At 66.9% G+C, this 26514-nt stretch carries 15 protein-coding genes; 5 read left to right on the top strand and 10 right to left on the bottom strand.

Annotation, left to right across the window (positions count from 1 at the left end):
* The first annotated feature begins 110 nt into the window (after positions 1–110).
* The 4 genes from ACW175_RS10035 to ACW175_RS10020 all read left to right on the top strand — a co-directional run bounded on the left by ACW175_RS10035 (position 111) and on the right by ACW175_RS10020 (position 7288).
* Positions 111–3065, top strand: a complete 2955-nt coding sequence (locus tag ACW175_RS10035) for a TIM-barrel domain-containing protein (protein WP_492104341.1) — start codon at positions 111–113, stop codon at positions 3063–3065.
* A gap of 397 nt (positions 3066–3462) precedes the next feature.
* A complete protein-coding gene (locus ACW175_RS10030) occupies positions 3463–4023 on the top strand; it encodes a LysR substrate-binding domain-containing protein (RefSeq protein ID WP_492104340.1) in 561 nt (186 codons plus the stop codon).
* Positions 4024–4282: 259 nt separating this feature from the next.
* Complete coding sequence (locus tag ACW175_RS10025) at positions 4283–6553, top strand: TonB-dependent receptor (protein WP_492104339.1); 2271 nt, start codon at positions 4283–4285, stop codon at positions 6551–6553.
* Positions 6554–6595: 42 nt separating this feature from the next.
* Positions 6596–7288, top strand: coding sequence for a TetR/AcrR family transcriptional regulator (locus ACW175_RS10020; protein WP_492104338.1), 693 nt, complete (start codon positions 6596–6598; stop codon positions 7286–7288).
* Here the strand turns inward: ACW175_RS10020 and ACW175_RS10015 are convergent.
* The 3 genes from ACW175_RS10015 to ACW175_RS10005 are packed head-to-tail and all read right to left on the bottom strand — an operon-like array spanning position 7257 to position 10005.
* Positions 7257–8417: an MFS transporter gene (locus ACW175_RS10015; protein WP_492104337.1), complete on the bottom strand. Its 1161-nt coding sequence runs from the start codon at positions 8415–8417 to the stop codon at positions 7257–7259. The two genes, ACW175_RS10020 and ACW175_RS10015, sit on opposite strands and share 32 nt — an antisense overlap.
* Complete coding sequence (locus ACW175_RS10010) at positions 8417–9061, bottom strand: class II aldolase/adducin family protein (protein WP_492104336.1); 645 nt, start codon at positions 9059–9061, stop codon at positions 8417–8419. The genes ACW175_RS10015 and ACW175_RS10010 overlap by 1 nt, the downstream gene beginning before the upstream one ends.
* Entirely contained in the window at positions 9058–10005 is a 948-nt protein-coding gene (locus ACW175_RS10005; RefSeq protein WP_492104335.1) for a carbohydrate kinase family protein, read from the bottom strand. The genes ACW175_RS10010 and ACW175_RS10005 overlap by 4 nt, the downstream gene beginning before the upstream one ends.
* Positions 10006–10089: 84 nt before the next feature.
* Here ACW175_RS10005 and ACW175_RS10000 point away from each other — a divergent pair, with 84 nt between their 5' ends.
* Complete coding sequence (locus tag ACW175_RS10000) at positions 10090–11364, top strand: aminotransferase class III-fold pyridoxal phosphate-dependent enzyme (protein ID WP_492104334.1); 1275 nt, start codon at positions 10090–10092, stop codon at positions 11362–11364.
* 176 nt (positions 11365–11540) lie between these two features.
* On the opposite strand, the gene ACW175_RS09995 is transcribed toward ACW175_RS10000, so the two are convergent.
* From ACW175_RS09995 to ptsP, 7 genes are all read right to left on the bottom strand, one after another.
* A complete protein-coding gene (locus tag ACW175_RS09995; RefSeq protein WP_492104937.1) occupies positions 11541–14069 on the bottom strand; it encodes a glycosyl hydrolase 115 family protein in 2529 nt (842 codons plus the stop codon).
* A 59-nt stretch (positions 14070–14128) separates the two neighbouring features.
* On the bottom strand, positions 14129–15391 hold the full coding sequence (locus ACW175_RS09990) for a histidine-type phosphatase (protein WP_492104333.1): 1263 nt from the start codon (positions 15389–15391) through the stop codon (positions 14129–14131).
* An 8-nt stretch (positions 15392–15399) separates the two neighbouring features.
* Positions 15400–16518 (bottom strand): acyltransferase family protein, encoded by a 1119-nt coding sequence (locus ACW175_RS09985; protein WP_492104332.1) that lies wholly within the window; start codon positions 16516–16518, stop codon positions 15400–15402.
* Complete coding sequence (locus tag ACW175_RS09980) at positions 16515–18821, bottom strand: alpha-N-acetylglucosaminidase (RefSeq protein WP_492104331.1); 2307 nt, start codon at positions 18819–18821, stop codon at positions 16515–16517. Before ACW175_RS09980 ends, ACW175_RS09985 begins: the two co-directional genes overlap by 4 nt.
* A gap of 143 nt (positions 18822–18964) precedes the next feature.
* Positions 18965–21637, bottom strand: a complete 2673-nt coding sequence (locus tag ACW175_RS09975; protein WP_492104330.1) for a TonB-dependent receptor — start codon at positions 21635–21637, stop codon at positions 18965–18967.
* A gap of 405 nt (positions 21638–22042) precedes the next feature.
* Positions 22043–23797, bottom strand: coding sequence for an N-acetylglucosamine-specific PTS transporter subunit IIBC (gene nagE / locus ACW175_RS09970; protein WP_492104329.1), 1755 nt, complete (start codon positions 23795–23797; stop codon positions 22043–22045).
* Positions 23798–23802: 5 nt separating this feature from the next.
* A complete protein-coding gene (gene ptsP, locus ACW175_RS09965) occupies positions 23803–26355 on the bottom strand; it encodes a phosphoenolpyruvate--protein phosphotransferase (RefSeq protein WP_492104328.1) in 2553 nt (850 codons plus the stop codon).
* Positions 26356–26514: the final 159 nt, after the last annotated feature.

Genomic DNA, 26514 nt, shown 5'->3' with positions numbered 1-26514 from the left:
AGCGAGGTCCCGCAAGACGGATCGCTTGTCGCCTCGCGTCATTGTGGTACCGGTAACCCAAATCGCCCCCGCTGAAGAAACTCGCGGGAGAGTGACTGGGGAAGAAACGCGTGCCGAAGGTCAATACTCGTATGGTGACGGCGCGTTGGACGCTCACGACCGTGGCGGTCGCTTTGTTCGCCGCCACCACGGCGGTCGCGCGGCCGGCGACACCGCCCACCGGCCTGGATTCTCTTGGCCAATTCCAGGCCCTGGCGCGGCCTGGCGATGCGGCCTTTCACTTTTCGAGACTCCGCAACGGGGTGCAGTTTCAGTTGAACGGCGTCACCAAGTCGGTGGTTTTCTATTCGCCGACGATCGTGCGGGTGAACGCCAACCTGGGCCAAAGCTATTGGACCGCGCCAAGCCTCGTGGTGATCCGCCAGCCCGGGGCCGCGCCTTTCACCCTCCAAGAGACAGCCGATACGCTAGACCTGATCGGACCAAAGCTGCGCGTCGTGATCGACAAGCGCGGCGGCGCGCTGACCTACTATGACCCCTCGGGCCGTTTGCTGACGCGCGAGAAGGCCGATGCGCCCCAGTCGATCGACAAACGCGTCATCGCCGACGCGCCGACCTATGAAGTCGAGAACCGCTTCACGCTCAAGCCCGATGAAGGCGTCTACGGCCTTGGCTTCACCGGTGACGACGAGGTCAACCGCCGGGGCAAGGACCTGCTGCTGGTCCAGACAAACGTCGGCATCATCATTCCGGTGATGGTGTCCACCGAGCGCTATGGCGTGCTCTGGGATACCTATTCGCAGATGCGCTTCAAGGACGACGACCAAGGCGCGCGCCTATGGGCGGAAAGCGCGCCGGGCGGCGTCGACTACTACTTCATGGCCGGCGATACGATGGACGGCGTGGTCGGCGCCTATCGGTGGCTAACCGGCGATGCGCCGATGTATCCCAAGCAGGCGTTCGGTCTGTTCATGAGTAAGGAACGCTACCCCACGCAGGAGCGTCTCTTGGAGGTCGCCCACACCTTCCGCGGAGAAGGCTTCCCGCTCGATTACATCGTCCAGGACTGGCAATACTGGGGCGGCGACAAGGACGGTAGCTGGTCCGGCATGACCTGGGATCCCAAGCGGTTCCCCGATCCGGTCGGCATGACGCGACAGGTCCACGACCTTCACATGAAACTGATGGTCTCGATCTGGCCTTCGGTCGGCGACGACACGGCGCTCGGGCGCGAACTCGACCAGTACAATCTGCGCTTCAAGCCGGTGCACTGGATATCCAAGCAGGCGCGCGTCTACGACGCCTACAGCCCCAAGGGCCGCGAAATCTATTTCAAGCACATCAAGTCGGGCCTGCTCGACAAGGGCGTCGACGCGCTTTGGATGGACGGGACCGAGGTCGAGGTCAGCTCGGCGATGTGGAACCCGGTCGACAATGTCCGCGACACCAAGGCGCTGGGCAGCAACGCGATGGGTGACTTCACCCGGTATCTGAACCCCTATTCGCTGCTGACCACCGAAGGGACCTACAAGGGTCAGCGCGCGACCAGCGACAAGCGCGTCTTCACGCTGACACGTTCGGCATGGGCAGGCGCTCAGCGCACGGCCGCGGCCTCATGGTCGGGCGACATCTATGCCAGCTGGAAGACCTTCGCCCAGCAGGTGGCGGGCGGCGTCAACGTCACGATCACCGGCAATCCCTACTGGACCCAGGACACCGGCGGCTTCTTCGTCACCGATTTTCCGGGCGGCGAGAAGAACCCCGCCTGGCGCGAGCTCTATGCCCGCTGGTTTCAATACGCGGCCTTCAATCCGATCATGCGCGTCCACGGCACGAGCGTCGAGCGCGAGCCCTATCTGTTCAAGACGCTGGATCCGCCGGTCTACAAGACGCTGCTCGAGGCGACGCAGTTACGCTACCGGCTGCTGCCCTACACCTACAGCCTGAGCGCCAAGGTCACGGCCGACCGCTACACCCTGATGCGCGCCCTGCCGATGGACTTCCCGACCGACCAGGCGACCTTCAACATCAACGACAGCTTCATGTTCGGCCCGTCGCTGCTGGTCCATCCCGTCACGCGGGCGATGTACAATATCCTCCCCTCTTCCCCGACGACGGTCCCAGGCCGACAGCTGCGCACCGCCGACGGCAAGCCGGGCCTGACCGTGCGGTATTTCTCGGGAGAGAACTTCGAGACGCCGCGCGGCAAGGCCGTTGACGAGAAGATCGATCACACCTGGCCAGACCCGCCGCTGGCGGAACTTCCGCCCGACCTGCCCTCCCTGAGCCATTTCTCCGCGCGTTGGGAGGGCGAGTTGATCGCCCCCGAAGACGGGGAATATGAGATCGGGCTGACCGGCAATGACGGTATGCGCCTCGCTCTGGGCGGTGAGACGGTGGTCGACGAGTGGAACCGCGCGGCGACCCGCACGCGGCTGGTGCGTCGCACGCTCCGGGCTGGCGAAAAGCTGCCGGTCCGGCTCGAGTTCTCCCACCCCGAGGGCGGCCGGGTGTTCCGTTTCGTCTGGCGCAAGCCAAGCGAGCTGAAGCGGGACGCCGCGGTGCTGAGCGCGCCGCGCGACCTGACGATGCGCACCTACCTGCCCAAGGGCGCCGACTGGTACGATTTCTGGAGCAACCAGCGCTATGGCGGCGGCCAGACCGTGGCGCGACAGGCGCCGCTCGACGTCATGCCGCTCTACGTCCGGGCCGGAGCGATCATCCCCATGGGGCCGGTCGTGCAATATGCGACGGAGCGCCCGGATGCGCCCTATGAGATCCGCGTCTATCCCGGCGCGGACGGCAAGTTCACGCTCTACGAGGACGACAACGAGACCTATGCCTATGAGAAAGGCCAATCGGCGCGCTACGACCTCAATTGGAACGATGCGACGCGAACCTTGACTTTGGGTCGACGTCACGGCGCGTTCGCCGGCATGGTCAAGCAGCGGACACTCAATGTGATCGTTGTCGATGCCGCCGATATGCCTGCTCGGGCGGTCGCCTATAGTGGGCGCGCCGTGGTCATGCGGTTTGATCGCCAGGGTGTGAGCAACCGAAACTGACGAGGAACGTCGCCAGAGCGGCCCGGCCGTCATCCTCTCCCTGACGAGCGGCGTGGCGATGGCGGCATCGCGCGCCGAGCGGCTTCAGGCGCTGGGCGACCGGATCCGCGCGCATCCGCGAGCTCGCCGCGCGCGATCATGACCAGCCTCTCGCGGCGATGGTCATGGTGCTGAACAACTCGAAGGCCGCGACCGACGCCCTGGACGCAAGGCCGACGTGGCGGCATGAACGATGTTCTGACCAAGCCCCTGGATCGCGCATCACCGCCCCTGACTTCTCGGCGTCGGACTTGGCGCCCGTCGCCGCGGCCGAAGCGCGCTTGGCGCCCTCGGCGCTGCGCCGAACGGTCGCGGTGATCTCGTCGAGCGCGGCGGCCGTTTCTTCAAGGCTGGCGGCTTGCTGCTCCGTGCGGCGCGACAGGTCTCGGACGCCGCGGCGATCTCGTCCGAGCCGCCGCGGATACCGCTGGTCGCGCCGGAGATCGCGCTCATCGCCTCGTGCAAGCTGTCCACGGCGGCGTTGAAATCGACCTTGATCCGCGAATATTCGCCGCCGAATTCGGCCTCGATACGGCCCGTCAGGTCCCCTCGCGCCAACAAGCCCAGGCTTGAGGCCAAGGCGCCCACCACCATGGCCTGTTCCGCCGCGAAGAAGGCCTTCGACTGGAAGGTCTGGGCCGAGGCCGAACGGTTCGGCCTGTCGGTCCGGCGGCAGGTGCAACTCAACGACTACAATGTCGTGCTCCAGGCGGCGTTACTTGGCGAGGGGCTGGCTTTGGGGCGATTGAGCCTCGTGGACCCATTGATCGCCAAGGGCCAGCTCGTCGCGCCGTTCGCGACGGTGGCGCGCTCTGCCAAGGCCGCGTACTGGCTCCTGCGTCCTGACGCGCGAGCGCCAGCAGGTCCGGTCAGGATCTTCGCGGAATGGATCTCCGACGAAGCTCGGCGGGAGACTTAAGGAGCTGCTTTCGCTCCGGAACGCCCGAGATCCGACCGGCAAGACCATGCGCGGCCTCGCCGTCTATCGGGAGGCGAATGCCGCGACCGACCAGCACTTTTGAGCGCTTTGCCATCGCTCCAGCCCGCAAAGCATACAGCGCCGACTTGAGCGGGCTCGTCGGACGCCTACCGCTTGCCCTCGTCGCGCTTGCATTGCGATAGTTTTTATTATCGTAATGTGACCAACGGTCGAAGTGCCGGGCTAAAGGGATTGGAAAATGAAAGCGGCTATGTTCATGGGCTGCGCCATGCTGGCGCTTTCGCCGGGCCTTGCTTCGGCCCAGGCGACGTCATCCCGGACCGCGGCGCCGAGCGACGGCGACACCGCGATCGCCGAGATCGTCGTCACCGCCCAGAAGCGCGCGGAGAACCTGCAGGACGTCCCTGTCTCGGTGACTGCCCTGACCGCCGACACCCTGGCCGCCCGCGGCGTCAACAACGTGCTGGCCCTCAATAACATGGCGCCCGGCATGCGGATCAGCGCCAATGACGCGGCCGCCAATCCTAAGATCTATATTCGCGGCGTGGGCCTCAGCGACTTCAATCCCAACGCCTCCAGCGGCGTCGGCGTCTATGTCGACGGCGTCTACATTGGCTCGCCGCTGGCCCAGATGGCCGGCTTCTTCGATCTGGCCCAGGTGGAGGTGCTACGCGGCCCGCAAGGCACGCTCTACGGCCGCAACACCAATGGCGGCGCCATCAATATCACCACCAAGCGCCCCACCCAGAGCTTCAGCGCCGATGCTTCTCTAGAGTACGCCACCTTCAACGCCATCACCGCCGAAGCCGCGGTGGGCGGCCCTATCATCGCCGACAAACTGGCCTTCCGCGCCGCGGGTCAGTGGGTCAAGGACGACGGCTACACCTACAACCGGATCACCGGGAACGACGTCAACGCCGCGGACCACTGGGCCGGTCGCCTGTCGTTGCTGTTCACGCCGACCGACAATTTCGAGATGCTGACCCAGGTCAATCGCTACGTGAACCGCGGCGACGCCATCGCCCCGCAGCACCGCGCCCTCTTCCCGTCCAGCGCCGCCGCCACGGGTCCGGACGGTTTCTGCGCGCCCAACGCCTATGCCAGCGGCGCCTGCGCCGACCTCCTGGGCTATGCCGACACCGACAAGAACCCGCGCGCCATCGACGCCAACCTGGAAGGCAAGGACAAGGTCGACCTGTTCGGCGCCTCGAACCAGGCGACGTGGTCCTTCAACGGCCTGCGGCTGGTGTCGGTCACCGCCTGGCAATGGGCCCACCGCAACGACGTCGAGAATACCGACGGCAGCCCGGCCCAGATGCTGGAGATCAACTATCGCTCTCGTCAGCACCAGTTCACCCAGGAACTGCGCCTGCAGTCCGACACGCCGTCAGGCCGCCTGAACTGGGTGATCGGCGGCTACTTCATGGACGAGACGGTCCGCGACAACACCCGTCAGGACACTCTGCGAGACCTTCGACCGCTATTCGCCACGCCAGACAATCCGACAGGTCTGAGCCCGGAAAACAGCGTGGCCGTATTCGGCTGGCCCTACACCCAGACGACCAAGGGCTACGCCGCGTTCGGCCAGGCGGACTACAAGATCACCGACAAGCTGACCGGCACGGTTGGCCTGCGCTGGTCCGCCGACAAGAAGCACATGAACTACCAGAGCCAGATCGAGGACGGCCTGATCGTCTTGCTGACCTCTGATCAGACGAAGACCTTCTCGGCGCTCTCGGGACGCCTGGGCCTGCGTTACGAGGTGACGCCAGACACCAACGTCTACGCCACCTACAATCGCGGCTATAAGAGCGGCGGCTTCTTCGGCGGTCTGGCCACCACGCCCGAAGAGGTGGAACCCTACGACAACGAGACGCTCGACGCCTACGAAGTCGGCATGAAGTCCGAGTTCTTCGACCGCCGCCTGCGGCTGAACCTGTCGGGCTTCTACTACGACTACAAGAACCAGCAGGTCTTCGCCCAGGCGCTGCGCAATGGCCTGACCGTGCTGGTGCTGGACAACGCCGCGAACTCGAAAGTCTATGGCGGCGAAGCCGAGATCACCGCGCGACCGATTCAGCCCCTGACCTTGACGGCCGGCGTTTCGCTGCTGCACGCCAAATACGGCGACTATTTCAGCGAAGGACAGGACTTCACCGGCAACCGGCTGCCGCAGTCGCCGAGCGTGACCTTCAACACGTCCGCCACCTATGTGGCCCCGCTGGCCAACGGATCGTCGATCGTGGCCAATGTCGACGCCAACTATTCTTCCAAGGTCTATTTCGACAACTCCAACGCTCCGCGCCTGTCACAAGACGCGGTGTGGGTCGCCGGGGCCGAGCTCAGCTGGCGCTCGCCGGACCGGAAGATCGAGGCCGGAGCCTTCGCCCGCAACCTGTTCGACAAGACCTATGTCGTGTCGATCTCCAACATCGACAGCCTGGGCGAGGACCTGCTCAGCATGAACCGCCCGCGCAGCCTGGGCGTCTTCCTGCGCTATCACTACTAGCTGGAGTTGGTCGGCGGCGGTCAATCTTGCTATCAGGATCGCATGGCAAGAAGCACCGCCGCGAAGACCCCCGCCAACAAGACCGCCGCGCCGTCGCTGGACACCAAGTCGCGCCCCTCGCGGCGACGGGGTAAGGACACGTTCGAGGTGATCCTGACCACCGCCGGCGAACTGCTGGCCGAGGTAGGCTTCGAGCGTCTGACGACCAACCTGGTGTGCGAGCGCGCGGGCCTGACGCCGCCGGCGCTTTACCGCTATTTCCCCAACAAGTACGCGCTGCTGAAGGAGCTGGCGCACCGGTTGATGGACGCCCAGGACAAGGTGGTCCTGGCCTGGCTCGAGGACGGCGGTATCAAGGCCGCCTCGCTGGAAGAGTCGGTCGCCAAGAACCGCGATCTGCAAAAGCAGGTCAACGCTATCACCCGCGACTTCCCGGGCGGCGACTGGATCCTGCGGGCCCTGCGCGCCCTACCGATGCTGCAGGAGGTGCGAACCACCTCGCGCGACATGGTCGCCCACGCCTTGTTCGAGATCCTGAAGGCCGAGAACCCGCACGCCAGCGAAGATCGCCTGCGCACGGCCACGCGCCTGACGACCCAGATGATGTACGCCGCCACCGAAATGGTGCTGGAGGAGCCGGACCAGGACGAGGACAAGATCAATGAAGAGATCTGCTGGATGGTCGGGCTGTACTACCAGAACCTCACGCGGGCGACTTCGGCCTCAAAAGACTGATCAGCGCCAGGGCCAGAACCAGACAAGCGGCTGACAGGATCAACGCTCTCCGAACGGGTCCGTCGCCGACGACCATGGACGCCGCCAATGGCCCGGCGCTGCTGCCCAGCAGCTGAGCCGCGCCCAGCTGCATCGAGGCGCGCCGTGTCGGATCGATGCGGATCAGCATCAGGGTCTGGAACGGCAGGGCGAACAGCCACAGGAACCCGAACGCCGCCACGCAGGCGGCGAACGGCAAGCGGCCCGGTCCGCTCCAAAGCACCGCCAGGATGATGGCGTTGAGCACGCCGACGCCCATCAGCATCCGGGCCGGCGGAACGCGATCGCCCACCACGGTGGCGGCCACGCCGCCCAGGACTTGCAGGCCCAGCGCCTGAGCGATCGCCATGCCCGACTCGCGCGGGGACAGGCCAGCCTGGGCCGCCAACGGCTCCAGATAGACCCACAGGGCCACGATAAAGGCCATCCACAGGAAGACCGCCGCCAGGCCGGCCAGGGCGCGAGTATCCAGGCGGCCGCCGTCCTCGTGCTTGGGCAAGGCGGCCAGACGGTCGGGTCCAGTCAGCGCCGCCAGGGCGGCCAGGACGGAGATCACCGCCAGGCAGGTCAGGGCGCCGTTGACGCCGCCGTGGACCATGACCGTGGCCGGCAAGGTCGCCGCCAGCACCAGCTGGGCGAAGGTCTGCAGGGTGACGAAGACGCCGGAGGCGCGCTCCGGTCGGGAAGAGCGCGCGATCACTCCGATGGCCAGCCACAACATGACCCCGGCGAACGCGCCCGCCACGGTCCGAACCAGGATCACGCCAACGCCGCTGACCAGCGTCGTGGCCATCATCGCGCCGGCGTGCAGCAGGCAAACCAGCGCCATCTTCAGCCGGATGTTGGTCGGCTTGAGAAAGGCGGCCGCCAGACCGGCGGCGACACCCAGGGCCATCAGCTCGACGGTGGCGGCCAGGCCGATCTGGGCCGTGCTGAGCCGCCCCTCCCGCTCCATCGCGCCCAGGATCACCGGCTGCAATCCGGCGATCAGCAAGGCCACGACCCCGACGGCCTGACTGACGGCGGCGTCCCACCTCGGCGGCGAGGCGACCGCGACTTGCCCCTCGACAAGCCTTTCCGAGACGCTCATCAGCGCTGACCGTAGGATTTGAAGCGCTGGAGGATCAGGTTCATCTCCTCCTCCGCCAGCAGCGTCGGGCCGCCGATCGCCAGCGTGCCCCAATAGACCGCCGCCTGCTCCTCGATCTCCTCGGCGATGGCCAGGGCGTAGTCGAGATTGGGCGCGGCGACGATCTGGCCATGATTGGCCATCAGGGTGGCGTAGCGACCATCCAGCGCCTCGACCACGACCTGGGCGAGGTCCTCGGAGCCGAATGTGGCATAGGGCGCGACCGGCACGCTGGTCCCGCCGCTGACGGCGACCATGTAGTGAACCGCGGGGATCGGCTTGCCCGCGCAGGCCAGGATGGTGGCGTGGCGCGAGTGGCAGTGGACCACCGCCCCGACGTCGGGGCGGCGATCGAGGATGCCCTGGTGCATCCGCCACTCGCTGGACGGCTTCAGCGCGCCTTGCGCCGTCGATCCGTCGGGCTGGACCAGCACCATGTGCTCGGGGACCAACCGTCCGGCCGGCACGCCGCTGGGCGTGACCAGCATCGCCTCGCCACACCGCGCCGAGACATTGCCCGAGGTGCCCCGGTTGAGCCCCCTGTCGTCCATCGCCTTCATGACCTCGGTCATACGCTGGCGCAGCGCGCCTTCATCGACGGTCATCGGACGTCTCCATTCAGGGTCATGGCGCGCATGGCCGCCTCGGTGGCCTCGAAGCTCTCCAGCTTGCCAAGGGTCGCCAGGCCCTGCGCCACTAGCGCCGCCGTGGCGGTGGCGAAGCGCGCGGCGTCAAGCGGCGGCCAGCCGCGGTCCAGCGCGGCGATAAAGCCGGCGCAATAGGAGTCGCCGCAGCTGGTCGTGTCGATCGGCTTGATCGCATAGGCTGGCAGGGTCATGCGGACGCCGTCCAGCACCACCACCGAGCCTCGGCCGCCGTCCTTGATCAGGCAATTCCTGGCTCCCAGACCGATAAAGATGTCCGCGGCGGCGAAGAGATCGTCTTGCCCCGTCAGCATCCGTGCCTCGGCCGCGCTCGGCAGGAAGTAGTCGACATACGGCAGCAGCCGCTTCAGCTCGTCGAGCGCCGAGGCCTGGGGCGAGATCAGGTCGCAGGTCACGATGGCGCCCGCTTCGCGCGCCGCCTGGACAAGGTCCGCGCCAGGGCCACCGTCGAGCCTTGGCCCGCCAATCCCGGCATAGTGCAGAAAGCGCGCGGACCGCGCCGCCGCCAGCGCCTCTGGCGTGACCGCCGCCAGCATGCCCGCGCCCAGCGCATGGAAGTTCGGTCGCCGTCCCGCCGAGTCCACGGCCAGCACGGTCGTGGAACTGGGCAGGCCCGGTAGGGTCTCCAGCGCCCTGAGGTCCACCCCGGCTTCGTCCAGCGCCATGCGGATGAAGCGGCCGACCAGATCATCGCCCACGGCCGAGGCGAGGCTGACCGCCACGCCCAGCTTGGCGGCGACCAGGGCGGCGCCCGCCGCCGTCCCCGCCGGGGCGCAGGCGATGCCTTCGATCAGGGTCGTTCCCTCCCCTTCAGGCAGCGCGTCGATGGCGCGCGCCACCACATCCAAAGTCGTCAGCCCGATGCATGCCAAGCCGGTCTTCATGCCGTCGCTCCCCGATACATTGACAGGCACTATGCCTCAGTCGATATGATAGTCAAAACTATCTTAAAGGCAGGACGCTCCCGAATGACCTGGACGAACAGCAAGGATAGCGCGCTGCGCGAGCGCGCCATGGCCGTGATCCCCAACGGCATGTACGGCCACCAGTCGGTCATGCTGCTGCCCGACGACTATCCGCAGTTCTTCGATCGGGCGGAAGGCGCCCATCTCTGGGACGTCGACGGCAACCGCTACATCGACTTCCTGTGCGGCTATGGACCCAACCTGTTCGGTTATGGCCATTCCGGTATCAACGCGGCCTATGTCGACCGGATGAAGCAGGGCGACACCATGACCGGCCCCGGCGCGGCCATGGTCGAATTGGCCGAGGCCCTGACCGCTCAGGTCAGCCACGCCGACTGGGCGTTGTTCTGCAAGAACGGCACCGACGCCACCACCATGGCGATGATGATCGCCCGCAACTTCACCCAGAAGAAGACCATCGTCCTGGCCAAGGGCGCCTATCATGGGGCCGCGCCGTGGTGCACCCCGCTGAAAAACGGCGTCACGCCGGCCGACCGCGCCAACCAGGTCTTTTACGAGTACAACGACGTCGAAAGCCTGGAGGCGGCCGTGCGCGAGGCGGGCTCGGATCTGGCGGCGATCTTCGCCGCGCCGATCAAGCACGACACCTTCGTCGACCAGGAGCCGCCAAACCCCGAATACGCCCGCCGGGCTCGCGGGCTGTGCGATGAGCATGGCGCCCTATTGATCGTCGACGACGTCCGGGCCGGCTTCCGCCTCGCCCGCGACTGCAGCTGGTCTCTCGTCGGCGTCAAACCGGACCTGTCGACCTGGGGCAAGGCGATCGCCAACGGCCATCCGATTTCGGCCCTGCTGGGCGCTGACGTCGCCCGGTTCGCGGCGGCCACCATCTACGCCACCGGCTCGTACTGGTTCTCGGCCGCGCCGATGGCCGCATCGCTCGAGACCCTGAAGCTGATCCGTGAAACCGACTATCTTGAGCGCAGCATCGCGCTGGGCGAGCGCCTGCGCACGGGCCTCGACGCGGTCGCCGGCCAGAACGGCTTCGGCCTGCGCCAGACCGGGCCGGCCCAAATGCCGCTGATCATGGTCGACGACGACCCGACCGGGGCCAAGGGCTACTTCTGGAACAATGCGCTGCTCAAGCGCGGCGTGTACTTCCACCCCTGGCACAACATGTTCATGACCACGGCCATGACCGACGGGGATATCGACCACACGCTTCAAGCCGCCGATGACGCCTTCAAGCTGCTGAAGGCCGCCGGTCCGCTCGAGCCCGTCGCCAAGCTGGAGTTCATGCACTCCCTGGTCAGCTGACCAGGGGTTGCAAGACATCGCTTGCCGTTCCGCCCGACCACTCGGCCGCCACCGGCCTGGGTCCGGCCGCGATGGCTCGCTCCGCGCCCCGTCCCGTTTCAAAGCCGTTGACCAGGCGGGTAATTGGCCAGCTTCGCTCCTGAGGCCCGCCGCGGCGGCGGCGGCCTCTAGTTCCCTCAGTGGTTTTCGTGGGTCAGAACCGTCTCGGGCTCAACGAGACGCAGCTGATCCAGGCCCACGCGACCGACCGCTGATGTGACGCGGATCGTGTGCCGCCCCGGGCTCAGTTCCGGTCCGACAGTCGCCTTCAGCAGGTTATCGAGCACGCCTTGGGCCCATGCTGGCGAGCCGACGGCGCGCGGCCAGCGCACGCGCTCGGGCCCAGCGCCGTCGATGCTTACCTCCGCTTCGATCTCCTTGGCCTGGCCATCGGGGAAGATCGGCAGGACGCCAAGTTGCAGGCGACGACCGTTCGAGGCGACGTCGACCTGGAAGGTCAAGGCGGCCCCCTTGCTGTCCGCGACCATTACCCCGCGCCCGCGCCCCACGCCTTCGACCAGACGCCAGCCGGTATTGGCCGTGAAGGCCTCGGCCTCTATGATCGGCTCCTCGGCGCGCGTCGGGGCGTCGACCACCGCCAGGAACGTCGCCGGGTCGGCGGTCAGGCCCGCGCCGGGCAGCGGAATGGAACGCGCGCGGTAGATCCGCCACTGGCTGTCGGCCGGCTCCTCCGGCATCAGCCAGCGCCACTTGCCGCCGGCGATCCGCTCGTTGAAGCGCGTGGTCAAGGCGGTGATCTCGGCCTGGGCCAAAACCGCCGCGCCGCCTGCCGAGCGCGCCATGGCCTGATCGCTGTCGATCAGCTCATTATAGCGTTCCGCCGCGAAGAACCGCATGTTGGCGGCCGCTGATATCCGGATCGGGAACTCGACAAGTTCGAACCAGGCGTCGGCGAGTTCCGGCGGAATATGTTGTCCCATCGCCCGCGCCTCGGCGGCCAGCCGCCGGAACGACCGCAGCCGGTCGTTGACCTGGGCAGGCGTGTAGCTACTGAGGTGACGGCTCTCGGCTTGGGGCTGCCATTCCAGATGTTCGGGGCGTCGCTCGAAGTTCAGGCGGTAGTAGCGGTCCAGCAGATCGGCGGTCTCGGCCGAAAGGTCCGCGCCCAGATTGCGCGCCGTCCAATCCTGCAGGAACTGGCGCTGGGAGCGACCACGCCATTGATCGATATCCCAGGCCATCTCCAGGAAGTGGCTGGTCCCGATCTCGGCGGGCTTGATGTCCCCGACATTGGCGATCCAGACATTGCGCGCGCCCTTGTCCCAGGCGTGGATCATCTCCTCCTGCACGAGGGCCGGCGGCGTCGTGGCCAGCCACAGATAGGCCAGCGGATAGCCCAGGTAGGACAGGTGATAATAGACGCCCGCCCCGCCCTTGCGCCCAGCCTCCTCGGCGCTGGCGAACTGTCGGATGTAGCCGAAATTGTCATCGGGCCAGACGATGGTGACATCGTCGGGGACCTTCACGCCAGCGCGGTAGATCTCCAGCACCTCCTTGTACGGCACGAAGATCTGCGGGACCTTGGCGGTGTCGGTGGAGACCTCCTGGCTCAGGATCTGGCGCTGATCGCTGATGATCTTGTCGAGCAACGCCACCTTCTCCTGCATGGTCTTGGGTCCGACCATGCCGGTGTCGTGAATGCCGCGCATACCGACGGTCCACAGGCTTTCATAAGGCGCATTGGCCTTGGCGCGCTCGTCCCAATAGGCCTTCACGCCCTCGGGATTGGTCGCGTAGTTGAACTTGGCCGGATCGTCCTTCCACTCCCCGACATTGTTGCGCAGCATGGCTTCCGCGTGGGACGAGCCCATGACGATGCCGTATTCGTCGGCCAGCTTGGCGTTGCCCGGGTCGTCGTTGAACGGCGCGGTGGTGTGATGCATGGCCGGCCACAAGGTGTTGGCCTTGAGGCGCAGCAGCAGGGTAAAGATCCGGCGATAAGTCTTCGGACCGATATCACCGCGCTCGGGATCGAAGGTCTTGGCGGCCCAGGGATAGAGCCCCCAGTCCTCGTCGTTCACGAAGATCCCGCGATAGCGCACCGACGGAGGGCCGAAGCGCTTGGCGCCCGCGCGGACGAACAGCGTATCGCGATGCTTTGGCGTGACATCCGCCCACCAGGCCCAGGGCGAGACGCCCATCTGCTGAGCCAGTTCATAGGCGCCAAAGGCCGCGCCACGGCGATCGCTGCCGATCACGACCACGGCCTTGTCGACGCCGGGCAGCGGACGATCCAGCGTCGTGATGACGAAGCTCTCCCAGGCTCCCTTCAGGCGCGAGACGTCGATACGGCCGGACGCGACCAGTTGGTCGATCATGGCGCTATGACCCAGCGTACCGACCAGAATGGCCGTTCCGCTTGTAGCCTCGCCCTTCACCGGCGAGACTTGGCCGGTGACGGTCTTGATGTCTTCAGCCAGGTCCTCGGCCGCGTGCCGCACGACGCTGGCGTCGGCGGAGTCGACGACGATCGTCGGCGCCTTGCCCGGCGCGACCAGCGCGAAGCCGCCGCGTGTCGGCCCATCGCTGAAGATGGCCTCGGCCTTGGCGGGATCCGGAGCCTTCGCCGCGAGAGCGCCGAGCGGCCAAAGCGCCGCCGCGAGAAGACATCCCGCCAGTCGCGGCCACGACGCCTGCTTGCCCATCATCGTCTTCCTGCTTCCGTCCCTGGAATTTTTCATTGGTGGTCTATCCGCACCCGGCCTCAGGGACCGATCGCGCGCCCCACGACGGCCTGAAAGTCCTTCAAGGGACAGTCGAACGCCGGTGTCGCGGTGCTGCAGCCGGGAATGAAGACCGGCGCGGCCAGCGGTGGCGTCGTCAGCGACAGGCGCGTCCCGGCGCGCAGTTGCTCCAGGCTCTGCCCCGTGAAGCGCGCCCGGATGACTCGCACGCCGTCGGCGCGACGCCAGCGTTCGAAAACAAGCGCTCCGCCCGGCTGGATCTGATTGGGCTGGTAGCCGGGCAGCGTCCACTCGGCGCGCAGCAAGCCGCCCAAGCTCGCCAGGGTGCCGTCATGTCCGGCGATCACCACCAGCTTGGCGTCCTGAGGTCCGATCGCCGCGGCGGAGGCGCCAGCGCCGTCCTCCAGCGTGGCCAGCAGTCGGCCAGCCAGATGCCCCGCGAGGATCTTGGCCACATAGGGTGTGCGCAGGCGCAGATCGAACTCGGCCTGATGCAGGAAGAAGACCCGCGTCAGCGTGTCTTCGTCGACGCCTTTCCAGCCCAGGGCGGCGAAGTCCCGTCCGTCGGCCCAGGCCATCAGCAGGCTCTCGGTGACGCCCGAAGCAAAGGCCTCGGGACCCGTCAGCTCGGCCAGTTCCCCATTTTCGGCGAAGCCGGGCTTAGCGTCCGTGGCCCGGCGTTTGCCGGCCGAGGGAGGGCAAGGCCCCTTGGCGCACTGCATGAGAAAGGCGTCGAGCGTCTCGACTTCCTGGCGGTGGCTGGCGCTCCATGCGGTAAGGTCGCCACCAACCCTTCCGGCCACGGCGGCGCGCGCCAAGGCGGGGTCCGCCTGGACGACGCCGGCCTTGACGGGTTCGAACATCGGGTCGTCCGCGCCTTCGCCGACGGCATGGACCTCGACCGCGCAACCCGGCGCGATCGTCCGCGCATAGGCCCGCGCCGTGGCGATGGTCCTCTGGGTCTGGTTTGCCCAGAAATAGGTCTGCCCGCAGTCGCCGGACGTCAGCAGACCCTCCGCCACGTAGAGCTGGCGATAGTAGGCGCCGATCTGCTCGACCAGTTGGCCGCCGCGCGCGGTCAGGTGACCGGCCGGAACCTCGAAGCGCGGCCACGGGCGGGCCGAAGCCTCCCCGAGCCGCTCTGGCGAGGACATGGCCGCGCGGACGCCATGGCGGCTCAGGATCACCACCTTCTCGAGGTGATCTTCCGACGCGCCGGCGGCAGCCGACACCGACGGCGTCAGCATGAGCAAGGCGGCGCAGAGACGCGCGAGATGAGACATGCCGGCCCCTACAGCTTCACGACCACGCCGCGTCGATACATGACGTAACCCAGCAGCCAGCACAGCAGCGTGTAGGCGAGCGCGCAGAGCAACGAGCCCAGCGCGCCGGGCGCCATGGCCTGGAAAAGATGGACGCCGATCCAGCTGTAGATCCCCACCCCGGGCGCGACCTCGATCATGCCCAGCACGACGACGAACAGCTCCGAGAACAGGTAGATCACCAGAGGATTGAGACCGAACACCTCGAAGAACTTGGTGAAGGCGTTCGTCTCCTTCCCTTCCAGCGCCAGGGTCAGCGCCGCGAGCAGCAGGAAGTCGATCCCCACGGTCAGCAGGACGAAGCTGCCGGTCCAGAGCTTCTTGGCGATCGGGAAGACTAGGCCCCAGGCCAGGCCGGCCAGGACCAGCGTCGCGCCAATCAGGAGCATGCGCCTGACGGCTTGCCGCGCTTCGGGCGCGGCCCTCAGCAGGCGGGCGGCCAGATAGCCCGCCAGGACGTTGACCGTGGCCGGCAGCGCGCCGAGCAAGCCTTCGGGGTCGAAGCCGGCGTCCTTCCGGTAGAGATGGTTCTGGCCGATCAGGAGGAGATCCAGATGCGTGCCGGCGTTGCCCAGCTTGGACAGCGGCGCCGCCGGATCCCCAAAGACGAGGAGGATCGCCCAGTAGCCCAGCAGCAACGCGGCCGACAGCACGACGATCAGACGCGGCGACAGCCAGCGCACGGCGAAGGCGGCCAGCATGTAGCAGAGGGCGATGCGCTGCAGGACGCCGGTCACCCGAGTCTCGGAGAAGGGGTTCGGAACCCAGTGCCCGTCGACCTTATGGACGAACGGGAACCAGTACATCAGGAAGCCCAGCAGGAAGATCAGCGCCGCCCGCTTCAGCACCTTGACCAGGAAGTCGTTGAGGGGGATCGGCCGCGAGAAGGCGAAGGCCATCGAACAGCCGACCGCGAACAGGAACGACGGAAACACCGCGTCGGCCGCCGTGAACCCGAACCACGGCGCGTGGACCAGCTGGGTATAGGCCTTGGCGCCCGGGCCCGCCGTATTGACGACGATCATCAGAAAGACCGTCAGCCCTCGGAACACATCCAGAGAGAGAAAACGGGCGGCGGGCTTGCTCATGCGGTCTTCTCCCCGCCCTGACCGATGCGTGCGATCAGGGTCTTTATCTCGCCGATCGGGTCGGCGGGCCTTTCGCGGCGATAGGCGACATCGGCCTCCACCCAGCCGTGCTCCCAGGCGATGCTGGCGCGCACGGCGGCGGCTTCGTCGAAGCCCCCCGTCCCTGCCGCCTTCAGCGTGTCGAGGAACAGCGACCAGCGCGGCAGATAGAAGCCGCGATACAGCCCCTGCCAGGCCTTGGAGGCATAGTCGTTGAGGTTGCCCTGTCCGCCCCAGACCGTGACCTGGGCCTTGGCGTTGGCGACATAGGCCGCCGCATCGCCAGGCGTGTCGCCATAGGCGCGCGCGTCGTCGATCCAGGTGGCCAGCGTCTCGGGTTGGACGCCCAGAAGCTTGTCGATCGACAGCGCCAGCGCCTCGATCTCGGCGTGCGCCTGGTCGCCCGCGGCGACATCACCACGCCGATAGGCGGCGACGGCGGCTTGCAGCAGGTCGTCGATCTTCATCGTGGCCAGGTGACGTGTCGCGTCGGTCAGGTCGAGCAAGAACAGGGGCTCGTTCGCATAGGCTGGCGCCAGCGCCGCGAGCGCCTTGACGGCCGCCTCCAGTTTGGCGCGATCGCCCGGATGTGGCGGGAACGCGCCGATCGTCGCCGTCGGCCGCTTGAAGAACAGATAGGCCCCGGCCTTGCTGTTCCACCAGCGCGGCGACCAGTAGCGGGTCGAATACGCACCCTGCACCAACAGACCCATGGCCGCATCCAGCGCCGGCGTCGTACGGCCGTAGCGCGAGCGGGCATAGGTCGACAGCCACGCCGCACCGCTCTCCTGCCCCGCGCCCCAGGCCAGGTCGTAGACGGCTTCATAGACGATCGAGTTGTTGTGCAGCCCTTCCGGGAACATGCCGAAGCCCGACAGCTTGCCCGTTTCGGGATTGCTCGCGATCGCCGCGATGTCCTGGCGGTAGTAGTCCAGATCGCCATAGACCGGATTGCTGCCGCCATAGTTATGGACGTAACCGTAGATCCACGGCTTGCCGCCGAAGGCCTTGGCGTTCTTCCATACGGCCGGATAGCGGTCGTTGCCGATATCCAGGATCATCAGCTTGTCGTCGGGAACGAGGCTCAGATAGGCCGAGATCGCCGTCGGATCCCAGAAGTGGCTGTCGGCGCCGAACAACCAGCCCTGCATGACCCAGACCGCGTCGGGCCGGGCCTGCCGGATGGAGTCGTAAATCGCCTTGCCATAAGCGGCCAGGCGCTGGGCCTTCAGGACCGGATCGACCTCGACCTTGGTCTTTGTCGCCGCCGTATTGGCGGTTCCGTCGCCATAGGCCGCGTAGCGGGCGTCCGCGCCGTCGGCGTTGATCGGCGGCAGCATCTCGTTGAACGAGTCCGCGAGATAGTAGGTCCCGGCCCCGTAGGTCTCCGTGTAGAGCGCCAGGAACCTTCCGGCGATCTTGGCGAACAAGGGATCGGCCGGGTCCAGCCAGTAGGTCTCGTGGAAGCCCTCCCAAGGACGCATGCGGTAGATGCGGGCCTTGGGGTTCTTCTGGGCAAAGGCCTTGGGCACATAGCCCCCGAAGGCCGGCAGGATCGGGGTCATGCCCAGCGATCGCATGCGGCCGAGAATGTTGACCTGCAGGTCCTTCTTCTTGTCGATCCAGGCGGTGGGCAGAGGCGCGCGATAGCCCTCGATGTTGCCCATGCGGTGCCATGGGGTGAAGGCCGGGCCCGAGAAGTAGTCGGCCAGCTCGGCCTCGCTCAGACCGAACTCGCGCCATAGCGCCCGCCAGACATATTCCTGGCCCTCCATGGCCAACGGCATGTCGACGCCGTGCGCCGCCATCCAGTCGATCTCGCGGGTCCAGCGCTTCCAGCCCCACCAGGGGGTCGTGTAGCCGTAGGTGCAGGTGTTGAGATAGGCGCGATGCCGGAACGGGCTTTCGACCTTGCCGCTGGAGACGGCTGGCAAGGCGCCGCCCTGGGCGACCCGGTCGCCCTCCCAACTGACATGGGCCAGGCCCGACTGGCGCAGATAGGCATAGGCCCCGCGCACCAGGGCCACGGGGCTGTCGCCGGAAATCGAGACCTTCCCACCGCCGCCGCTGACGGAATACCAGGGCCGATCGCCGCCGGATTTCAGGCTGAGCGCGGCGCCGGCCAGGCGCTTGCCGAACAATCGCTGCAGGCTCGCCCGCGCGGCCGCGGCGCCCCCGCTCTTGGGGGCGGCGAAGGCGGACGGGGCCATGCTCGCCGCTGCGGCGAGGGTCAGGGCCTGACGGCGGTTCAACAAGCTGGTCATCGGCGGCAGGATCTATGGAAAAGGACGCCCGCCGCGCAGGAGAGAGTAGCGGCGGGCGCCAGGGATAAGGCCTCGTCCGTCCGACGGACAAGGCCAGGAAGGACGCGGCGCTCGGGGAGGAGGAGAGCGCCGCGCCGAACGCGTTACATCTTGTATTGGAACGACAGGTAGTAGCTCGGCCCCGTCGCCGACGACATCTGCCAGCGGCTGGAGTCGCCGAGGTAGGCCTTCTCCTGCGCGTTGTTGATGTTCATCGCCGCGAAGGCGAAGCTCAGGTGTTCGTTGAAGTTGTAGCCCAGGTTCAGGTCCAGCTGCGTCCGCGACTTGACCGTGTGACCCAGCGGACCAGCGAAGAAGCTCTCCACCGAGGTCTGGTCGTAGGCGCTGCGGTAGTTGGCCGACAGACGGGCGCTGAAGGTCTGGTTTTCCCAATAGACCGTGCCGTTGGCGGTGTGCTCCGACAGGTTGGCCAGACGGAAGCCCGTCGTCGAGGTAGCCGGATTCACGTGGGTGTAGTTCGTGATCAGACCGAAGCCCTTGATCGGCAGCCAGGCGTCAAACGACTGTTGCCAGTTCAGTTCGTAGCCGTGGATGTCGACCGTCTTGTCATCATTGAAGCTCTGGGTGATCGAATAGGTGTCACCCGCGCCGGAGACGCAGACGCCAGTGGCGTCCTTCGACAACGAGACGCCTTCATACGAAGCCGGGCAGATGACCGACGTGAAGACCCCGTTCTTGACCTTCTTCGAGAAGTAGCCGGCGGACAGGCCATTGCCCTGGCCGTAGTACCACTCGAGGGTCAGATCGATCTGGTTGGCCGTCATCGGATCCAGATCGCCTTGGCCGATCGAGATCGTATTGACCTTCTTGCCCGTGGTGTCGGTCGTGGTGGTCTTGGTGGTGGCCAGCTGGTTGTTGGAGTCGATGATCGGACGCACCAGCACCTTGGCGGCGGCGAAGCGCAGCAGCAGGTTGTCGGTCAGGTCCAGGCTGAAATTCGCCGACGGCAGGATGTTGTCGTAGGACTTCTTGGTCGTGTAGGTCCCGGCGATCAGCTTGACCTCGGTGTTCAGCGGGTTGGCCGCCCCGCCGACATAGCCCTTAACCGTCTGGTCGGTGCTCTCGCTGCGGACGCCCACATTGCCGCGGAACGTCTTCGACAGCACTTCGCCCTTCAGGTTGGCCATGGCGTAGAACGAGGTCAGGTCACGCTCGACGCGGAAGCTGCCCGACGGGTCGAACGCGTTATACACCGAGACGCCTTGGGCCTTGAGCGCGTCGCGATAGGCTTGCAGGTTCGGCGACACCCAGGCGGCGGGCAGGGTGTTGTCGCCGTCCAGGAAGTTCGTGATCGAAATGCCGGTCGCGGCCATCGTCGGCGAGTAGGACGCCGGGATGCTGTTCTGGCCGTCTCGACGGATCACGTTGCGCTTGAGCACTTCGTGGCGGATCTTGGCGCCAGCCTGGATAGACTCCAGCACGCCCCAGTCAAGGAAGCGCTTGGCGTCGAATTGGCCGGCGTCCTCATAAGAGTCGATCGAGCGATAGGCGCCGTTCGGGTAGGTGTTCCGGATCAGCGTAGCCGTGTTGTACTGGGCCGTGTCGGTCAGCGGCGTCGACGTCGTGAAGACGATGTTGCTCGGGTTGCTGATGTCGAGCGTGGCGCTCGGGATGTTGATACCGAGGATCGCCGCCTCTTCGTTATGCTTGGCGCTACCGCGCGAATAGTGGCCGGTGGCCTTGAAGTCCCAGTTCTCGATGCCCGTGTAGTGGACGTTGGCCGTCAGGGCGCCGGTCGACTGGGGACGGTTCTCGAACTGGTGGTTGTTCTCCAGGCGGAGGTTGTTCACCTGCACCTTGGTCGCGGTGCCGTTGGCCACCGTGATCGGCACGACGTTCGAGGCCGAAGGCGTCGTGAACAGGAAGACCTGCTGGTGAAGGTCTTGGGTCGTCTTGTCCTTGGCGTAGGTGCCGATCAGGTCGATCTGCAGGTCGCTGGTCGGCTTGAACTGGATCGCGGTATTGACCATCGAGCGCTTGGTCTCACGGTCGATGCGGCGATAGCGCGGGCGCGCCGGAGTGTAGACGTTGTTGGCGACGGTCCAGCGGTCCATCCACAGATAGTCGCCACGGTCCTTCAGCTCCTGGTAGCCGCCGCCCAGGAAGAAGCCCAGCTTGCCGTCGAAGAAGTGATCGACATAGGTCAGACCGAACTTGCCCGTGGGATCGCCGCCGATCAGGTCCTGCTTCTGAGCCTTGCCGGCGATGATGATCTGGCGACCCTTCACGTCGAAGGGGTGCACCGTGTCGATGTTGACGGTGCCGGCCAGGCCGCCCGCGTCCATTTCGGCGGTCGGCGACTTATAGACCTGGATGCCCGAGGCCAGCTCGGTCTGGATGACGTCGTAGCGGAAGCCGTCGGTGAAGTTCGAGCTCTTGAAAGCCTGACCGTTGACGGTGGTCAGAGCGTACTGCGGACCCAGGCCGCGGATGCTGATGGTCGAGCCACGGCCGTTGATGTTGGAAATCTGCACGCCGGGAATGCGCTGGATGGCTTCGGCGATGTTTTCCGACGGGAACTTGCCGATGTCCTCCGACGAGATGCCGTCCGAGACGCGCACGTCCTTGCGCTTGACCTCCAGGGCGGTGGCCAGGCTCTTGCGGAAGGCGGTGACGATCACCTCATCGACGGACTCTGCCGCCGGGGCCGGTGCGCTCTGAGCCAGAGCGGCGTCGGCGAAACAGGCGCCGGCCAGCAGGGCGAGCACGAAGGCCTTGCGGCGGGCATGTGAAACGTTGAACTGACGATTGATCATAGTGTTATTCCCCCTTTTTTGAACCGGTCGACGTGATGCGACCCGGCGGCTCGTCGGCAAACATGATGCAGACCATTTTAGGACCTCTCCGGACTGCGTACGAAGAGACGATAGAGCGTCGAGTGAAGCCGGCGCAAAACTGTAAGTCGTTTGTTTTTCTGAACTTTGTAAGGCGTACGATCCTTGGGCAGCGCTGATTGTGGGCTACGCGGACCGGGACCTCGAAAAGATTCGATTTATCATTTCTTTTTCGTTGGTTAGCTTGATTTTCTCCAATGCTGATTGCGCCGAATACAATACCAATTCAATGCCTTTTTTGCGACCACTCCAGCAGCGCCTTTGAACCCGTCGCCGCCGAGTCGAGAGAACCGGCCCTGACGCTCACGCCAGACGTGCGCGCGCCGCCTAGACCAGACATTTGACAGCCTCCGCGACGCGCTCGGCGTCGGGGCCGAGGACGAGGTGGACGATGTGGTCGCCGATGCGGACGAGGCCGCGGGCGCCCAGGGTCTTCAGGGCGGGTTCGTCCACCGCGCCGGGGTCGGCGACGACCAGGCGCAGGCGGCTGGAGCTGGTTCCGACGCTCGTCAGGTTGGCCGCGCCGCCCAGGGCGACGAGCAGCGCTTTGGCCCTGCGGTCGTCCTCGACGCTCGGCGGCGCCGAAGGCGCGACCTTGGCGACGGCGACGGGCTTGGCGGGAGGCGGAGCGTCCCCGATACCCCGGCTTAGGGTCGCGCGGATCTCGCCAGCGACACCGTCGGCGATGGGGCCCAGCACGACCTGCAGCGCGTTGGCGGACGGCTTGACGATCCCGCGCGCGCCCAACGCCTTGAGGGCCGGCGCATTGACCGCGCCCTGGTCGACGACGATCAGGCGCAGGCGGGTGGTGCAGGCGTCGACGCTGGTCAGGTTGGCCGCCCCGCCCAGGGCCTGGACGAAGTCCGCGCCGCGCCCGCCGCCGGTGGTGACGGTCTCGACGGCGACGGTGTCCTCGTCCTCGCGGCCTGGGGTCTTGAGGTCGAAGCGCTGGATGAAGAACCGGAACAGGCCGTAATAGACCGCGCCATAGACGAGGCCGACCGGGATCAGCAGCCACGGGTTCGTGGCCTTGCCGAAGTTCAGCACATAGTCGAACAGGCCCGCCGAGAAGGTGAAGCCCAGCTTCACGTTCAACAGGTTCATCAGCGCCATGGCCACGCCCGTCAGCACCGCGTGCACGGCGAAGAGCACCGGGGCCAGGAACATGAAGGAGAACTCGATCGGCTCGGTCACCCCGGTCAGGAACGAGGTCAGGGCCAGCGAGAACAGCATGCCGCCGACGGCCTTTTTCTTCTCCGGCCTGGCGGTGTGGTACATGGCCAGGCAGGCGGCCGGCAGGCCGAACATCATCACCGGGAAGAAGCCGCTCATGAACGCCCCGGCGCTGGGGTCGTCGGCGAAGAAGCGGCGGAGATCTCCCGTGGCGCCGTGATAGTCGCCGACCACGAACCAGGCGATGTTGTTGAGCACATGGTGCAGGCCGGTGACGATCAGGATCCGGTTGAGGAACCCGAAGACCAGCAGGCCGATCTCGCCCGAGCCGACCACGGCCCGGCTGGCGGCGTCGACCGCGCCGTTGATGCCGTCATAGCCCAGGCCGATCAGCACGGCCATGATCAGGCCGGCCAGGCCCGCGATCATCGGCACGAAGCGCCGGCCGCTGAAGAAGGCCAGGTATTCCGGCAGTTTGAAGGTCGAGAAGCGGTTGTAGAACAGCCCGCCGATCACGCCCGAGAGGATGCCGATCGGCGCGCTCAGCTTGGCCAGGGCCTTGGCCTTGTAGGCCGCGCCCGCCAGCTCGGCATGGGCCTTGACGAGATTGGCGGTGACCTCGGCCGGAACGTGCAGCAGGGTCTTGGCGCCCTCGGTGGCGATCAGGAAGCAGACCACGCCGGCCAGGCCGGCCGCGCCGTTGTTCTCGCGAGCGAGACCCACGGCGACGCCGATGGCGAACAGCAGGCCAAGGTTGGAGAAGATCGCGTCCCCGGCGGCGGCCATGAAGCCGATGTTCAGCAGGTCGGGCTGGCCCAGGCGCAGCAACAGGCCCGCCACCGGCAGCACCGCGATCGGCAGCATCAGGGCCCGGCCCAGGGGCTGGAGGATCTCGAGCGGAGACTTCATGGGCGTCAGGCTCCTGCCCCAATAGAAAGATGAGACTTCACGAGGGCCCGGACCGCCTCGGGCGAGGTCTGGTCCAGAGCCTGCCGGGCCAGGCCGCGGCAAGCCTCGCGCGAGAGGCCGCGCACGCGGGCCTTCACCTCGGGCGCGATGCTGGCCGTGGTCGACAGCTCCGTGACGCCCAGGCCCAGCAGGATTGGCGTGGCGGCGACGTCGGAGGCCAGCCCCCCGCAGACGCCGACCCAGCGCTGATGCCTGGCCGCGCCCTGGCAGGTCTGGTCGATCATCCGCAGCACCGCCGGATGCAGGGCGTCGATGCGGGCGGCCAGCTCGGGATTGCCCCGGTCCATGGCCAGCACATACTGGGTCAGATCGTTGGTGCCGATCGACAGGAAGTCGGCCTCGGCGGCGAGCAGGTCGGCGGTGACGGCGGCGGCGGGCGTCTCGATCATCACGCCCAGCTCGACCTTGTCGCTGACGCCCAGCTCGCGCTTGGCCTCCTCGAGCACCGCGCGGACGGCGCGCAGCTCGTCCAGGCTGGCGATCATCGGGACCATGATCTTGCACTGGCCAAAAGGTTGAACCCGCAGGATGGCCCGCAGCTGGGTCTTCAGCAGATGCGGCCGCCACAGGCTGACGCGCACGCCGCGCAGGCCCAGCGCCGGGTTCTCCTCGGCCGGGATCGGCAGGTACGGCGCGGCCTTGTCGCCGCCGACATCCAGGGTGCGGATGATCAGCGGCCGGCCTTCCAGCGCGTCGGCGATGGCCTGGTACTGGCGGGCCTGCTCGTCCTCGTCCGGCGGGGTGTCGCGGTCCAGGAACAGGAACTCGGTGCGGAGAAGACCGCAGCCTTCCGCGCCATTGGCGACGGCGGCCACGGCGTCGCCGACCGAGCCGGTGTTGGCGAACACCTCGATGCGGACGCCATCCTGGGTGACGCAGGCCTCGTGGGCGGCGGCCTTGGCGGCCGCGCGGCGTTCCTGGCGCTGGGCCAGGGCGGTCTGGGCCGCTTCCAGGGCGGGCGCGTCCGGCGCGACGCGCAAGGTTCCGCCGTCGGCGTCGAGGATCAGGGCGGCGCCGTCCTTGACCTTGAGCAGCGCGCCGCCCAGGGCGACCATCGCCGGGATGCCCATGGCCGCGGCCAGGATCGCCACGTGCGAGGTCGGGCCGCCGCGCGCGGTGGCGAAGCCGGCCACGGCGCTTGGATCCACGCCCATCAGCTGCGAGGGCAGCAGTTCGTCGGCCAGCAGGATCGAGCCGGGCGCCAGGACCGCGCCTTCGTCCTCTTCGCCAGCCCCTTCCAGAACAAGGAGCGCGCGCAGCACCTGGCGTTCGAGATCCACCAGGTCGTCGACGCGTTCGGCCAGGCGGCGGTCGCCCAGGCCGCGCAGAGCCTCGACATAGCCGCCGACCGCCTGGCGCCAGGCAAAGCCGGCGCTCTTGCCCTCGCCGATCAGGCGGCGGGCGCCGGCGGCGAGTTCGGGATCATCCAGGAAGGCCAGGTGGGCGCCCAGGATCGCCTTGCGGGCCTTGTCGCCTTTAGCCGCGTTGACTTCGATGCGGGCGCGGACGGTGTCGAGCGCGCTCGCGAGCGCGGCTTCTTCATGGGCGACGCCTTCGCCCTGCTCGCGCACGACGATGTCGGTCGAAGCCAACCGAACGGCCTTGCCGATCGCCAGCCCTGGCGCGGCCAGCACGCCCTTCAGCACCCCGTCGCGGGGAAGTTCGGCGGGCGCCGGGGGCGCCTCGATCACCACGGGCGCGGGGCTCGGAGCGGTCACCGGACCGCCCTCGCCCATGCCGCCTTCGATCAGCTCGGCCACCGCCCGGATCGCCGCCTCGGCGTCCAGACCCGAAGCCACGACCTGGATGGCGTCGCCATGGCGGATAGCCAGGGACATGACGCCCACCGGGCTCCTGGCGCTGGCGCGGCGGTTGCCGGCGAGGATGGCGACCTCGGCCCCGAACGGGCGGGCCGTCTCGGCGATGCGGGCGGCGGGGCGGGCGTGGATGCCATGGACCAGCGGCACGACGACCTCGCGCGACACTTCACCAGTGCTGACCGGGCGGGCGGCCACCGCGCCGCCCTCCCCTGGAAGATTGGCTGGCGACAACTCCATCAGGAAATCGCCGACGCTCAGCGCGCGATCCTGGTCGCGACGGACGATCTGGAAGGCGCCCGGATTGGTGATCACCACCGGGGTGATCAGGCTGCGGGCCTTCTGGGCCAGCAGGTCGAGGTCGAACCCCAGCAGCCTGTCGCCGGCCTTCACGCTCTGGCCTTCCTGGACGAAGACACTGAAGCCCTCGCCGTTCAGGGCCACCGTCTCCAGCCCCACATGCATCAGGATCTCGGCCCCATTGGCCGCGCGCAGCGTCACGGCGTGGCGGGCGCGATGCACGGTGACGACCACCGCGTCGCACGGCGCGTGCAGGGTCGAGCCAAACGGATCAATCGCCAAGCCGTCGCCCAGCATCCGCTCGGCGAACACCGCGTCCGGCGTCTCATCCAGCGGCCCGATCCAGCCGTTAAGCGGCGACGACAACACCAATCCCGACATTGCAACCGCCCCCCCTTTTCGCGCTGCCGACGCGGCCCCGAAGCCGTCGACGAGGCAATACAGTCCAAATTAATACCATTTGGCAAGGCCAATTACGATAATGGCAAGGCCACTCTTGTTTTGCCTCCAAAATTGCCAGATACGGAGCGGGCATTGACG

The sequence above is a fragment of the Caulobacter sp. FV1ye6ST genome (assembly GCF_058681225.1).
Note: the sequence above shows the minus strand (reverse complement) of the source record. Positions and strands in the feature narration are given on the sequence as shown.

Excerpts from the sequence above, each read along its gene's own strand:
- ACW175_RS10025 (WP_492104339.1), top strand. The coding sequence starts at position 4,283 with ATGAAAGCGGCTATGTTCATGGGCTGCGCCATGCTGGCGCTTTCGCCG.
- ACW175_RS10020 (WP_492104338.1), top strand. The coding sequence starts at position 6,596 with ATGGCAAGAAGCACCGCCGCGAAGACCCCCGCCAACAAGACCGCCGCG.
- ACW175_RS10015 (WP_492104337.1), bottom strand. The coding sequence starts at position 8,417 with ATGAGCGTCTCGGAAAGGCTTGTCGAGGGGCAAGTCGCGGTCGCCTCG.
- ACW175_RS10010 (WP_492104336.1), bottom strand. The coding sequence starts at position 9,061 with ATGACCGTCGATGAAGGCGCGCTGCGCCAGCGTATGACCGAGGTCATG.
- ACW175_RS10005 (WP_492104335.1), bottom strand. The coding sequence starts at position 10,005 with ATGAAGACCGGCTTGGCATGCATCGGGCTGACGACTTTGGATGTGGTG.
- ACW175_RS10000 (WP_492104334.1), top strand. The coding sequence starts at position 10,090 with ATGACCTGGACGAACAGCAAGGATAGCGCGCTGCGCGAGCGCGCCATG.
- ACW175_RS09995 (WP_492104937.1), bottom strand. The coding sequence starts at position 14,069 with ATGGGCAAGCAGGCGTCGTGGCCGCGACTGGCGGGATGTCTTCTCGCG.
- ACW175_RS09990 (WP_492104333.1), bottom strand. The coding sequence starts at position 15,391 with ATGTCTCATCTCGCGCGTCTCTGCGCCGCCTTGCTCATGCTGACGCCG.
- ACW175_RS09985 (WP_492104332.1), bottom strand. The coding sequence starts at position 16,518 with ATGAGCAAGCCCGCCGCCCGTTTTCTCTCTCTGGATGTGTTCCGAGGG.
- ACW175_RS09980 (WP_492104331.1), bottom strand. The coding sequence starts at position 18,821 with ATGACCAGCTTGTTGAACCGCCGTCAGGCCCTGACCCTCGCCGCAGCG.
- ACW175_RS09975 (WP_492104330.1), bottom strand. The coding sequence starts at position 21,637 with ATGATCAATCGTCAGTTCAACGTTTCACATGCCCGCCGCAAGGCCTTC.
- nagE (WP_492104329.1), bottom strand. The coding sequence starts at position 23,797 with ATGAAGTCTCCGCTCGAGATCCTCCAGCCCCTGGGCCGGGCCCTGATG.
- ptsP (WP_492104328.1), bottom strand. The coding sequence starts at position 26,355 with ATGTCGGGATTGGTGTTGTCGTCGCCGCTTAACGGCTGGATCGGGCCG.